Genomic DNA, 12,504 nt, shown 5'->3' on the forward strand with positions numbered 1-12,504 from the left:
CCCGACTATTTTCTCAAGCCCCAGCCTGATCTGGTGCGCACCGTTTCAAAGGGGCAACACTCGGATCAGGCGGCAACCCGTGAGGTCAGCACATCGCCGACCTGTTTTGCGGCCAGGATTTCGTCGCCGCCTGCCACTGCGGCAACTTCACGGGTCAACCGCTCCAGAGCGGCTTCATAAAGCTGGCGCTCAGAGTAGCTTTGCTCGCGCTGATCATCGGTGCGGTGCAGATCGCGCACCACTTCGGCAATAGCGATCAGATCGCCAGAATTGATCTTTTGCTCATATTCCTGCGCCCGACGGGACCACATGGCGCGCTTGACCTTGGCCTTGCCCTTCAGGGTTTTCATCGCCTGATTGATCACATCCGGAGAGCTGAGCGAGCGCATGCCCACTTCGATCGCCTTGTTGGTTGGCACCCGCAGCGTCATCTTGTCTTTTTCGAAGGTAATTACAAAAAGTTCCAGCGCAAAGCCGGCCACTTCCTGTTCCTCAATCGAAATGATCTGCCCAACCCCGTGGGCGGGATAAACCACAAATTCGTCAGGACGGAATGCGAGCTTCTTCGATTTTGTCATACAGGTCTTTCCTTGCACTTGAGGTCGGCCTAGTCCCCGAAGGGAGATCCGACACAACAACGGCAACGCTTGCGCCCCGGCCCCGCAATAGTGCGGTACCAGAGATCAATCGTCACCGTGATTCAATCCCCCAGCCCGCGCGCGACATCAACTGTGCTGCGTGAGGTGAGTTCCAGTTTCATATACATCTGATGATTATCATATCACAAAAACCCCCTCCCCGAAAGGCGGGCAAGGGGTGAAGTGGCGCCGAACGGTCAAAATTCGGCCATTTTAAGCGATTTCAGCAGGATAGCCGCCGTAAATTATCCGAAATTTCCCGGATTACCCGCCTTCACCGGGGGCTTCGGAAAAATATTTCTCCAGCTTACCCTCTTCTCCGTCACGCTCTTCCGCGCCGGGCATCGGGTCTTTCTTGGACACGATCACCGGCCACATTTCGGAATACTTGCGGTTGAATTCAACCCATTTGTCCATATCTGGCTCGGTATCCGGACGGATGGCATCCGCCGGGCATTCCGGTTCACAGACGCCGCAATCGATGCATTCATCCGGGTGAATAACCAGGGTGTTTTCACCTTCATAGAAACAATCTACCGGGCAAACCTCGACACAGTCGGTGTATTTGCAGGCAATGCAGTTATCCGTAACGACATAGGTCATGTGGGTGCGGTCCCATTTGTTGTTTGGCCACTAGCTAAATCAGACTCGCCCCAGCTTCAAGCCATCACGTGAAGTCCCGCTGGCGGGAAAGGTCAAGCGCTCTGCGAGTCTTCTTGTCAGGACGCCCTTTTCCCTCAAACCCGGGGTTTACAGGTACATTGTCCTGTTTTGGCGTTTTATCAAGATAAAGCGCCTGTGCCTCGGGGGCCGGACCGCGGCGATTGCCAAGGGCGAGGACTTCAACCACACGGGTTTGTCGCCCCTGTGGAAAGCTCAGAACATCGCCTGGGGTGACGCTCTGAGCCGTTTTTGTGATCTTGGTGCCGTTGAGGCGCAAATGCCCGGCGCTGACCTGTTTGGCTGCAAGGCTGCGGGTTTTGAAAAACCGCGCATACCAAAGCCATTTGTCGACCCGGAGTTTAGCAGCCTGCGGCTCCATGCCGGGTCAATCGCCCTGTTTCAGCCCCATGAGAGCTGCGGCAAAGGGATTGTCCGGATCGATCTGCTTTTCCTTCTTGGGCGGGCGGGCGGAATAGGTCTTGCCCCCCTGCTGCTGCGGGCGGCCCGCTTTTTTGCCGCCGGGCTTTCCACCGGGGCGGCCAGCGGATTTACCAGCGGTGCGCTCACCAGAGGAACCAGCCTGACCAGACCGTGCCTTGCCACCAGCGACACGCGGCTTGCCACCGCGGCGTTCCTGACCGTCCTGACCGGAAGCATCGCTACGCCGCGCGCCACGGTTGCCGCCCTGGCGACCACGACCGCCCCAGGCAAAGGTATAAAAAACCTCCATCTCAGCCTGGGCCTCGGCAGCGGTGTCAGCAGCGCCCTCTGAGGGGGCCTCAGCCGGTGCTTCCGTCGGGGTCTCGGCCGGTGTTTCTGTCGGGGTCTCGACAGGAACTTCGGCTGGGGGCGCGGTTGGGGTCTCTGTTGGTGTCTCAACCGGCGCTTCAACAGGTGTCTCTACCGGTGTTTCGACCGGTGTTTCGCCTGGCGCGTCGGCGGCTGTATCGCCTGATACCTCAGCTTCGGGCTCTTTAGCGGTCTCTGCCGCAGCCTTCACCTTGGCGCGTTCGCCCTTTTCAGCACGGTAGCCAAGTCCCTGCATCAGATCTGCGAACTGCTCTAGCGTCATGCCGGTGATCGACAGCATATCGGCTTTGGCCTCAAAGCCGCCTCGGCTGTCTTCGGCGCGCAGCATGTCGGCCAGACGTTCCAGCATGTCGATGCGGATCATCCGCTCGCCTGCTTCGCGGTAGCCGGACATGGTATCATAGCCCTTTGGCGCGTCTTTGGCGGCAGGCACGGTGACCAAACCGGGAGGCGGCGCTTCGGGGAATTCCTGCACACCATTGGCAAGCGACCACAGCACCAAACGCAGGCGCGTCGGAGCCGGCTTCAGCAGCAGCGGCATGAAGATGGTGAACTGACCAAAGCGAATACCGTGTTTGCGCAGTGCGCCACGGGCATCCTGATCCAATTCTTTGACTTCCTGCATCACGGTATGACGCGGCAGCAGCCCAAGAGCTTCGACCAGACGGAAGGCAAAGCCACGCGCCAGGCCGGTCAGCTCTTCGTCTTTTTGCAAATTGATAAGCGGCTCAAACAGCGCCTGCACCTTGCGAGAGATGAAATGCTGCAAGCGACGTTCGACCTTTTGCGCAACATCGGCGCCGGCGGCATCGTCAACAAAGACTTCAACCTGCGGGTTCAGCGGGTCAGCGCCGGCCACCAGTTTACCAACCGCAGCGTCGCCCCACATCAGGCCACCCTGTTCGGTGAAGTCGATCTCGGTATCGGGTGCATTGTAGAACCGGTCGGCGCGCAGATGGAATTGCGGCGCCAGCGCCTGCAGCGAGGCAGACTTCAATGTCTTTGCCTCGGCGCCCTGTGCGCTTTTGTCCGGCGTAAACCGAAACCCGTCCAACCGTCCGACAAATTCGCCCTCGACGGTCACTTCACCCTTGTCATTCACTTCGGCCAAAAGGGCCTCCTTCTGTTTGAGCCGGCGCAGAAGCACGGATGTGCGCCGGTCCACAAATCGCTGAGTCAAGCGCTCGTGCAGCGCATCTGACAACCTGTCTTCTACAGCGCGAGTCACCCCGCGCCAATGGCTTTCGTCATGCAACCAATTTTTACGCTGTGAGACATAGGTCCATGTACGAATAAAGGCCAGCCTCTTGGAAAGAGTATCAATATCGCCATCCGTGCGGTCAATTCGCTTGATCTGGCGGGCCAGCCAATCATCCGGGACCACGCCGCCGCCATGCAGATATTCGAATATACCCCCAATCAGCGCTGCATGTTCCCCATGAGAGATACCACGAAAATCCGGAATCCGGCAAACATCCCACAGCAAACGCACCGATTGCGGGTTGGTTGTGCGCGAGATTATGCCGCTATCGCGGGACAGAAATTTCAAAGCTCCCAGATCATCAGCCTCACGGGCGCGCATCAGGACTTCGTCCTCGGGGATTGATTCGAGCGAACGGATCAGCGCCTCGACGGTGCCGAACTGCAGATCAGACGACCGCCAGTTGAGCTTTTTCAGCGGCTCAAAACGGTGTTCCATGATGGCCTCGGCCACATGGTCGTCCAGCGGGCGGGCATCCCCGGTGACGCCAAAGCTGCCATGGCTCATGCCGCGCCCGGCCCGGCCCGCGATCTGCGCCAGTTCCGCAGGCATCAGGGGCCGCATCCGGCGGCCATCAAATTTGGACGTGGCCGAAAAGGCCACATGGTCGATATCCAGATTCAACCCCATGCCGATGGCATCGGTGGCCACCAGATAATCGACCTCGCCATTTTGATATAGCGCCACCTGGGCATTGCGGGTGCGCGGGCTCAGCGCGCCCATGACCACCGCAGCACCGCCTTTTTGCCGTTTCAGCAATTCCGCGATGGCATAGACGTTATCAACCGAAAACCCCACGATCGCTGTGCGCGGCGGCATCCGGCTGATCTTTTTGGAGCCACCATAGACCAGTTCCGACATGCGTTCACGGCGCAGGAATTCGACCCCTGGCACCAGCGCCGCAATCGGCCCGCGCATGGTGTCGGCACCCAGAAACAGGGTTTCGTTGGTGCCGCGCGATTTCAACAGCCGCTCGGTAAAGACATGGCCGCGTTCCTGATCGGCACAGAGCTGGATTTCATCAATGGCCAGAAAATCACAGCCCATGCCGGGCGGCATCGCTTCGACCGTGCAGATCCAGTATTTGGCCCGCGGCGGCACGATCCGCTCTTCGCCGGTGACCAGCGCCACCACGGAAGGGCCGCGAATGGCGACGATCTTGTCATAGACCTCGCGCGCCAAAAGCCGCAGTGGAAATCCCATGATGCCAGTGCGATGGCCCAGCATCCGCTCAATCGCATAATGCGTCTTGCCGGTATTGGTCGGTCCCAAAACCGCAAGTACCCGTGATCCGCCTGCCATCAGTTCAGCCCCTATTCTGCCCCTCCCCTACAGGTCAATTGTGACACTTCGGGGACCAGGTCGGCTAAAGATCCTTGCCTGCCACCTGGGGCTGCAGACGTTCCAGCGCGTTGAGTACTTCCTCATGATGGGGATGTATAGCCTTGGCCCGTAAATAGGCCGCATGGGCGCGCTGGGGCCTGCGAAACTGCTCAAACACGGTGCCCAGTGCATAGATTGCATTGTAATCATTTGGATTCAGTGCCAGGGCGCGTTCCAGATCGGCAACCGCAGGACCATAGAGCCCGGCCACATGATAGGCCCGCGCCCGCAGATACCAGCCCCGCGCAAAATCCGGCGCGTGATCGGTCAGCGCCGTCAGATGTTCAATGGCAGCAGCAACATCGCCTGCCTCCAGCGCGCGATTGGCCCGCGATTGCAATAGGTCCATCGCTGCCGATCCGCTGTTGCGCCACAGGGCCTGCAACTCGCGGTCGAGCGCCGAGGCCGCCTTGGCATCGGCAGAAACCAGCGCAGCCAAGAGCGCAGATTCGTCGGATTTTTCGTCCGCCGATATTGCCAAGGGTAGCGAAATAGTGACTGTAAACAGCGTTGCCGCCACGATAGCTTTGAGGTTCAGGTGATTTGCGATCATGATGGCTCAGTGTAACCCTGCGCAACATATTTTCCAGTACTGGAAATCGCTGCGTCACGTAAAATTGCGCAAAGCGCCAAATTTCAGTTTTGGTGCCACCCGGCGCACCGATGATCAAAGGACGTAACAATGAGCGAAACACTCGAACAGGCCGCTGCCGCCATGAACGAAAAATTGGCCGGAAGCGATTTCTCGGCCTCGGCAAAATTCCAGATCGAAGGCATGGGGGCCATTGTCCTGGACAGCACCGGCGCCCGCGTCAGCGATGACGAAGCCGATGTGACCCTCTCGGCGGATGCCGAAACCTTTCAGGATATTCTGTCTGGCGAAATGAACCCCACCAGCGCCTTTATGTCCGGCAAACTGACCATTGACGGCGACATGGGCACCGCGATGCAACTGGCGTCGGCGCTGGCCTGATGGACAAGAGCCTGATGGACCTGACCCCAGCGCCCTATTTTGCCGAGATCGCGCAGGGGCCCGACACAGGGCAGGCCCATTGGGCAACCACAGAGGACGGGATCCGCATCCGGGTTGGCCACTGGCTGCCCCCCGAGGACACCGCCGCCAAAGGCACCGTGCTGATCTTTCCCGGTCGTACTGAATATATTGAAAAATACGGCCCCGCCGCTCTCGAATTTGGCGCGCGCGGCTACGCGACACTGGCTATTGACTGGCGCGGCCAGGGCCTGGCGGATCGCATGTTGCCGGACAGTCGCCTGGGCCATGTCGACGACTTTGATGATTTCCAAAAAGATGTCGCCGCGACGGTCAAACTGGCCAAACAGCTGCACCTGCCTGAGCCTTGGTTCCTGCTTGGCCATTCGATGGGGGGCGCCATTGGTCTACGCGCCCTGATGGAAGGGCTACCCGTCAGGGCCTGCGCCTTTTCCGCCCCCATGTGGGGGATCCTGATTCCGCCGGCTCTAAAACCCATTGCACGCCTCCTGGGCAGCCTTGCCCCCGGTCTGGGCCTTGGGGGCAAGCGGGTGCCGACCACCACCGTCGGCCACTATGTGGAAACGGCCCCCTTCAAGAACAATACCCTGACCAATGATCCGGCGATGTATCAGCTAATGATTGACCAGCTGCGCGAGCAGCCCGCACTGGTGTTGGGTGGGCCAACGATCAATTGGCTGACCCAGGGGTTGAAAGAATGCGAATCCCTCGCGAACAGCCCCTCGCCGCCACTGCCCTGCATTACATTTCTTGGCAGGCAGGAGCAGATCGTCAACAGCGCCGCCGTGCAGGACCGCATGGCCCGCTGGCCCGGCGGCGAGCTGGATCTGATTGACCCAGCCCAGCATGAAATCGTGATGGAAGCCCCAGAGATTCGCGCCCGAGCCTTTGACAAGATGACCCGGCTGTTTGATCAATACCGCTAGCCGATCCCGACGCGTGCTGCGGCCAATATGCCAAAGCGCGGGTAAAATGACGTCAGGCCAAACCTGCACCAATTGCTGCGCATAAATTCCGCCCCGCCCCGAATTTCGGCGCGGGGCTTTGCTTGTGATCCGGCCATGCCGGGCTTAGATGTTGTGCAACGCTGAAACAAACATGCCCGCCAAGGAGGCCCCATGTTGCCACTCCCCTTCCCCGTCCGTGATGCCAATGCCAGCTCTGGCTCTGATGAGCTGGGCAACCTGCCCGAATGGGATCTGACCGACCTTTACGCAGCAGAGGACGCGCCCGAGCTGCGCCGCGATCTGGACTGGTTGGAGCAGGAATGCAGCGCCTTTGCCGCCGATTACGAGGGCAATCTGGCCGGGCTGGATGCCGATGGCCTGCTGGCCTGTGTGCTGCGCAATGAAAAGATCAATGCCATTGCCGGGCGCATCATGTCCTATGCGGGCCTGCGCTATTATCAGCTGACCACCGATGCTGATCGCGCCAAGTTCATGTCCGACATGCAGGAAAAGATCACCGTCTTCACCACACCGCTGGTGTTTTTCACGCTGGAAATCAACCGCATTGAAGACACCGCGCTTGAGGCGCATTTTGCCGCCAATGCCGATCTTGCCCGCTACAAACCCGTGTTTGATCGCATCCGCGCCATGAAACCCTATCAGCTGTCAGACGAGCTGGAAAAATTCCTGCATGATCTGGGGGTTGTTGGCGACGCCTGGGAGCGTCTGTTTGACGAAACCATTGCCGGGCTCACCTTTACCATCGACGGCCAAGAGCTGAACATCGAAGGCACCCTCAACCTGCTGACCGAACAGGATCGCAGCAAGCGCGAAGCCGCCTCGCGCGCATTGGCAGAGGTGTTTCAGGACAACATCAAGACCTTTGCCCGGGTCCATAATACCCAGGCAAAGGAAAAAGAGGTGGTCGATCGCTGGCGTGGCATGCCAACACCACAGACTGGGCGTCACCTGTCAAACCATGTCGAACCCGAAGTGGTCGAGGCCCTGCGCGAAGCCGTGGTCGCCGCCTACCCCAAGCTCAGCCATCGCTATTATGACCTGAAACGCAAATGGCTGGGGCTGGAGCGCATGCAGGTCTGGGATCGCAACGCGCCCCTGCCGATGGAAGACAGCCGCGTGGTGGACTGGGCGCAGGCCGAAAAAACCGTGATGGAGGCCTATGAGGCCTTTGATCCGCGCATGGGGGAAATCGCCGCGCCGTTCTTTTCCAAGGGCTGGATTGATGCGGCTGTCAAACCCGGCAAAGCCCCCGGCGCCTTTGCCCATCCCACCGTCACCGACGTGCACCCCTATGTGATGCTGAACTACCTTGGCAAACCGCGCGACGTGATGACCCTGGCGCATGAGCTGGGCCATGGGGTGCATCAGGTTCTGGCCGCTGATCAGGGTGAAATGCTGTCCTCCACCCCGCTGACCCTGGCCGAAACCGCAAGCGTCTTTGGTGAAATGCTAACCTTCCGCAAGATGCTGGAAAAGGCTGAAACCAAAGAACAGCGCAGGATCCTGCTGGCAGGCAAGGTCGAGGATATGATCAACACCGTGGTACGCCAGATCGCGTTCTACGATTTTGAATGCAAACTGCATGCGGCCCGCGCCCAAGGCGAGCTGACCCCCGATGACATCAATGCGCTGTGGATGTCGGTGCAGGCCGAATCCCTGGGCGACGCCTTTGACTTCATGGAAGGCTATGAAACCTTCTGGGTCTATATCCCGCATTTTGTCCATTCGCCCTTCTATGTCTACGCCTATGCCTTTGGCGACGGGTTGGTAAATGCGCTCTATTCCGTCTACGCCGAGGGCGAAGAAGGATTTGAGGACAAGTATTTCGACATGCTCAAGGCGGGTGGGTCCAAACACCACAAAGAACTGCTTGCGCCCTTTGGTCTTGATGCCTCGGACCCCAAATTCTGGGACAAGGGGCTATCGATGATTTCCGACATGATCGACGAACTGGAAGCCATGGAGGACTGACGTCCTTCCTCCTGCGCCCGACCGGCTCAGACGTATTTGATCTTGTCCGCCACCTAGACGTGCAACCCGATCAAGTTCTGTTTTCCAGCCCTGTCGCACAGGCCTTTGCCCCCGGAAGATGGCGTGAATTTTCACGCCATCTTTTTTTGTGCCCCCGGCTGGCCATGCGGATGGATTATTTGACCGCAGAGCGTGCCCCTCTTGCAGCGCCATCAACGACCGACGCAATTTTATGAACGAAATCAAACCTCAAGACCACGCATGCACGGCACGGTTTCCCTGTCGCTTCACCCTAGAGGAAATACCCGACAATAAAAGTCAACTACTTGATTTTGCACGATCTTTTCTGAAAACAATATTGACGCACCACGATATACATTCTAGAAAGAGGGCAGGATTTGCAGCACGCCAGTTCACAGGCAGCCCGCAGCAAGCTACTCCAGCCAGTCCCGATACGGGACCCGCCAGACAGCCAGCCCAGCCAGCCCCCTATCGAACCAAGCCAGCCAGCCAATCCTGATCGTTCGGCCTGATCGTTCGAATTTTGCTCAGCTGACCACAATACCGCCTGTGGCGACAGGCAGCCGCCAGCAAGACGCCCCATCCCGCATGCCAGCCTTCACAGAGGCCAGCCAGCAAGACAGGCCCCAGCCCCATGAACGGCGTCGCAGCCCGCCATATTGGCCAGCGACGGGACAACCAGAAAAGATAAGCCAGATGCCGCCACGCCCGCCCTCTCGGCCAGCCTAGGCGCTTCCCAGCCCTCTTCTTGCCAGCACCAGCCAGCCCCCCCTAGGCCAGCCATTTCTGCAGGCCAGCCATTTCTGCGCGCCTTAGCCATCCCAAACAACAAAAGGCGGAGCCATCTGGCCCCGCCTTTGCTGATCATCCACATGGAAAGAAGGTCGCGCCCTTATTGCAGTGCCAACATCCCCTTGGCCGCAGCCATTTCACGCATCTTCTTTTGCAGCTTTTCAAATGCACGGACCTCAATCTGCCGGATACGCTCGCGGCTGACGCCATACTGCGCGCTCAACTCCTCCAGAGTCTGCACCTTTTCCGCCAGACGCCGCTGGGTGAGAATATCCTTCTCGCGGTCATTCAGCACCTCAAGCGCATCACCCAAGAGGGCGCGGCGGGCTTCCAGCTCATCGCGGGCCTCGTAATCGCCAGCCTGGTCGGCATCTTCATCTTCCAGCCAATCCTGCCACTGCATGGTGCCTTCGCCTTCGCTGCCAACCGTGGCATTCAGCGAGGCATCACCACCGGACATCCGGCGGTTCATCGAAACCACCTCGTCCTCGGTCACGCCGAGATCATGGGCGATCCGCTTAACATTTTCAGGCCGCAGGTCACCCTCTTCCAGCGCGCCGATACGGGCCTTGGCCTTGCGCAGGTTGAAGAACAGCTTTTTCTGCGCCGAGGTGGTGCCAAGTTTCACCATCGACCAGGAGCGCAGCACATATTCCTGGATCGAGGCACGGATCCACCACATCGCATAGGTCGCAAGACGAAAGCCTTTTTCGGGATCAAACCGCTTTACCGCCTGCATCAGGCCAACATTGGCTTCCGAGATCACCTCGGCCTGTGGCAGGCCATAGCCTCGGTATCCCATAGCGATCTTGGCGGCCAGACGCAGGTGCGAGGTCACCATCCGATGCGCAGCACTGGAATCTTCCTTCTCCACCCAGGCCTTGGCCAGCATGTATTCTTCTTCCGGCTCCAGAAGCGGGAATTTGCGAATTTCTTGCATATAGCGGTTGAGACCGCCTTCAGGTGTTGGCGCGGGCAGATTTGCATAATTAGCCATTAACGGTCGCTCCCAGGATGTTTATGGATTTAACATTAGGTTATATGGGTCAGCGTTTGCACCCTTTCAAGGGGGCGCTAACATGAAACACCATAGACCGTGCTGGCGCAACTATCTGTGACGCATATCACAGATAGTTGCAAAACTAGTTATTAGTTTTCAACAGGTTGGGAAAGAGCATCAATCAAGCCTGCCATGTCATCGGGCAACGGGGCCTCAAATCGCAGCGCCGCACCGCTGACAGGGTGGACAAACCCCAGCACCGCCGCATGCAGCGCCTGACGGGGAAATCCCTGCACTGCTGCAATGGCGGCAGGCGTCAGCGATTTTGCTGCCAGCTTGCGTTTGCCGCCATAGGTCGGGTCGCCCACCAGGCTGTGGCCGGCATGGGTCATATGCACGCGGATCTGATGGGTGCGCCCGGTTTCCAGCCAGCACTCGATCAAGGCTGCCACGGGCGGCGAGCCAAAGGGCTGCACAATGCGCGCCCGTGTCACCGCGTGGCGTCCGCCCTGAAACAGCACTGCCTGACGCTGGCGGTCAAATTTATGACGTGCCAGCTGCGTTGTCAGCTTCAAGATGTTGCCGGGTTCAAAACTGGTGCCCTTGACCCCGCGCAGCCGCGGATCATTGGCATCCGGCACCCCATAACAGATGGCCCGGTAATAGCGTTCGACCGTATGCTTTTCAAACTGTGCCGCCAGCCCCTGATGCGCCACATCGGTTTTGGCCACCACCAAGAGGCCAGAGGTCTCTTTATCAATACGGTGCACGATTCCGGGGCGTTTGACACCGCCGACACCGGACAGCTTGTCCCCACAGTGATGCAACAGCGCATTGACCAAGGTCCCCGACGGCGTTCCGGGGGCAGGATGCACCACCATGCCCGCAGGTTTGTTGATCACGATCAGATCATCGTCTTCAAAAATCACATCCAGCGCGATGTCTTCCGGGCCGATATGGCTTTCCTCAGCCTCTTCCACCGTGATGATGACCTGCGCGCCCTCATCGACGCGGGCCTTGGCATCCTGCACCACCACACCGTCGATTTGCACACTGCCAGCCTCTATCAGGCGCGCCAACCGGGTCCGCGAAAGCGTCGCTTCCTCTGGCACATCCCGTGAAACCGCTTTATCAAGCCGTTTAGGCGGGTTTTCCGCAATGACAAACTCAATCTGGCGGCTGCCCATGACTGATCCTTCCAAGCCTGAAATTCAAGAGGAGCCTGCGCAGCTCAGATTTCTGCGTCGACTGGTGACCACCCTGACCGTGGTGATGATTGGCGGGCTTGTAGTGGTAATTGGACTGCTTGTCATCCGCTTGTCTGCCGATGGCCCCAGCTTGCCAAGCGAGATCACCCTGCCCGCAGGCGTAACAGCGCAGGCGGTCACCTTTGGCAGCGGCTGGATCGCGGTGGTAACGACACAGAATCAGATCTTGATTCTGGATCCGCAGAGCCATGCGGTGCGTCAGGAAATCAGCATCAAATAATCACGACAGGCTGCCGACCCGTCCCAAGGGCGAAAACTGCGCCATGCGACGCTCCCAGCCAACAGGCGAGGCCCCACAAAATGGGTCCATGCGGGCAGATTGAGGCTGGGTGAAAACCTGTCTCTGGCCGGTCTGCCCTATTGCCAGTCGGCCTGACAGCGAACCTGGCCATGCACCCACCTAGCCGGGCATCCGTCTGCAATTACAACAAGGATGGGGGGGTGGTACCACCTCCCCGGCTCGAACGGGGGACCTCCTGATCCACAATCAAATGATTTCCATTTATTTTCAATGATGTTTGGAGATTAAGCATACCTGATTTGGAGTAATAATCACGGCTATGGGCGACTTCAAAATCGCCCATGCCCCAACTTTTCTGCCCATGTCGCCCAGACCCGCAGAGAGGGCGCGCCCTTGGAGCTGTCAGCCATTCTAATCTGTCCTGTCCGGAAGCTCCCAGCCCAAACTCGACATTCGCCGCGCGATGGACTAATGAC

The 12,504-nt window shown here is 58.8% G+C and carries 11 protein-coding genes; 4 read left to right on the top strand and 7 right to left on the bottom strand.

Annotated elements, in window-relative coordinates:
• Positions 1-65: 65 nt before the first annotated feature.
• The 5 genes from ACN0VH_RS05655 to ACN0VH_RS05675 form a co-directional block, all read right to left on the bottom strand.
• Positions 66-578 (bottom strand): CarD family transcriptional regulator, encoded by a 513-nt coding sequence (locus tag ACN0VH_RS05655; RefSeq protein WP_232400241.1) that lies wholly within the window; start codon positions 576-578, stop codon positions 66-68.
• A 324-nt stretch (positions 579-902) separates the two neighbouring features.
• Positions 903-1,241, bottom strand: a complete 339-nt coding sequence (gene fdxA / locus ACN0VH_RS05660; RefSeq protein ID WP_122072740.1) for a ferredoxin FdxA — start codon at positions 1,239-1,241, stop codon at positions 903-905.
• A gap of 64 nt (positions 1,242-1,305) precedes the next feature.
• Complete coding sequence (locus ACN0VH_RS05665) at positions 1,306-1,680, bottom strand: RNA-binding S4 domain-containing protein (RefSeq protein ID WP_278921154.1); 375 nt, start codon at positions 1,678-1,680, stop codon at positions 1,306-1,308.
• Positions 1,681-1,686: 6 nt separating this feature from the next.
• Entirely contained in the window at positions 1,687-4,674 is a 2,988-nt protein-coding gene (locus tag ACN0VH_RS05670) for a helicase-related protein (RefSeq protein ID WP_417699845.1), read from the bottom strand.
• Between the two features lie 64 nt (positions 4,675-4,738).
• Entirely contained in the window at positions 4,739-5,308 is a 570-nt protein-coding gene (locus ACN0VH_RS05675) for a tetratricopeptide repeat protein (protein WP_417699846.1), read from the bottom strand.
• A gap of 129 nt (positions 5,309-5,437) precedes the next feature.
• Here ACN0VH_RS05675 and ACN0VH_RS05680 point away from each other — a divergent pair, with 129 nt between their 5' ends.
• From ACN0VH_RS05680 to ACN0VH_RS05690, 3 genes are all read left to right on the top strand, one after another.
• Entirely contained in the window at positions 5,438-5,728 is a 291-nt protein-coding gene (locus tag ACN0VH_RS05680) for an SCP2 sterol-binding domain-containing protein (RefSeq protein ID WP_278921157.1), read from the top strand.
• Entirely contained in the window at positions 5,728-6,693 is a 966-nt protein-coding gene (locus ACN0VH_RS05685) for an alpha/beta fold hydrolase (RefSeq protein WP_417699848.1), read from the top strand. Before ACN0VH_RS05680 ends, ACN0VH_RS05685 begins: the two co-directional genes overlap by 1 nt.
• A 192-nt stretch (positions 6,694-6,885) precedes the next feature.
• Positions 6,886-8,706 (top strand): M3 family oligoendopeptidase, encoded by a 1,821-nt coding sequence (locus ACN0VH_RS05690; RefSeq protein ID WP_278921159.1) that lies wholly within the window; start codon positions 6,886-6,888, stop codon positions 8,704-8,706.
• Positions 8,707-9,619: 913 nt separating this feature from the next.
• On the opposite strand, the gene rpoH is transcribed toward ACN0VH_RS05690, so the two are convergent.
• On the bottom strand, positions 9,620-10,516 hold the full coding sequence (gene rpoH, locus ACN0VH_RS05695; RefSeq protein ID WP_278921160.1) for an RNA polymerase sigma factor RpoH: 897 nt from the start codon (positions 10,514-10,516) through the stop codon (positions 9,620-9,622).
• A gap of 152 nt (positions 10,517-10,668) precedes the next feature.
• Entirely contained in the window at positions 10,669-11,706 is a 1,038-nt protein-coding gene (locus ACN0VH_RS05700; protein ID WP_278921161.1) for an RluA family pseudouridine synthase, read from the bottom strand.
• Here ACN0VH_RS05700 and ACN0VH_RS05705 point away from each other — a divergent pair.
• A complete protein-coding gene (locus tag ACN0VH_RS05705) occupies positions 11,705-12,007 on the top strand; it encodes a DUF6476 family protein (protein ID WP_417699850.1) in 303 nt (100 codons plus the stop codon). The two genes, ACN0VH_RS05700 and ACN0VH_RS05705, sit on opposite strands and share 2 nt — an antisense overlap.
• Positions 12,008-12,504: the final 497 nt, after the last annotated feature.

The sequence above is a fragment of the Pseudophaeobacter sp. genome (assembly GCF_048267565.1).
Classification (GTDB): domain Bacteria; phylum Pseudomonadota; class Alphaproteobacteria; order Rhodobacterales; family Rhodobacteraceae; genus Pseudophaeobacter; species Pseudophaeobacter profundi.

Bases quoted from the DNA above. Each gene is read 5' to 3' on its own strand.
- ACN0VH_RS05655 (WP_232400241.1), bottom strand. From the start codon at position 578: ATGACAAAATCGAAGAAGCTCGCATTCCGTCCTGACGAATTTGTGGTT.
- fdxA (WP_122072740.1), bottom strand. From the start codon at position 1,241: ATGACCTATGTCGTTACGGATAACTGCATTGCCTGCAAATACACCGAC.
- ACN0VH_RS05665 (WP_278921154.1), bottom strand. From the start codon at position 1,680: ATGGAGCCGCAGGCTGCTAAACTCCGGGTCGACAAATGGCTTTGGTAT.
- ACN0VH_RS05670 (WP_417699845.1), bottom strand. From the start codon at position 4,674: ATGGCAGGCGGATCACGGGTACTTGCGGTTTTGGGACCGACCAATACC.
- ACN0VH_RS05675 (WP_417699846.1), bottom strand. From the start codon at position 5,308: ATGATCGCAAATCACCTGAACCTCAAAGCTATCGTGGCGGCAACGCTG.
- ACN0VH_RS05680 (WP_278921157.1), top strand. From the start codon at position 5,438: ATGAGCGAAACACTCGAACAGGCCGCTGCCGCCATGAACGAAAAATTG.
- ACN0VH_RS05685 (WP_417699848.1), top strand. From the start codon at position 5,728: ATGGACAAGAGCCTGATGGACCTGACCCCAGCGCCCTATTTTGCCGAG.
- ACN0VH_RS05690 (WP_278921159.1), top strand. From the start codon at position 6,886: ATGTTGCCACTCCCCTTCCCCGTCCGTGATGCCAATGCCAGCTCTGGC.
- rpoH (WP_278921160.1), bottom strand. From the start codon at position 10,516: ATGGCTAATTATGCAAATCTGCCCGCGCCAACACCTGAAGGCGGTCTC.
- ACN0VH_RS05705 (WP_417699850.1), top strand. From the start codon at position 11,705: ATGACTGATCCTTCCAAGCCTGAAATTCAAGAGGAGCCTGCGCAGCTC.
- ACN0VH_RS05700 (WP_278921161.1), bottom strand. From the start codon at position 11,706: ATGGGCAGCCGCCAGATTGAGTTTGTCATTGCGGAAAACCCGCCTAAA.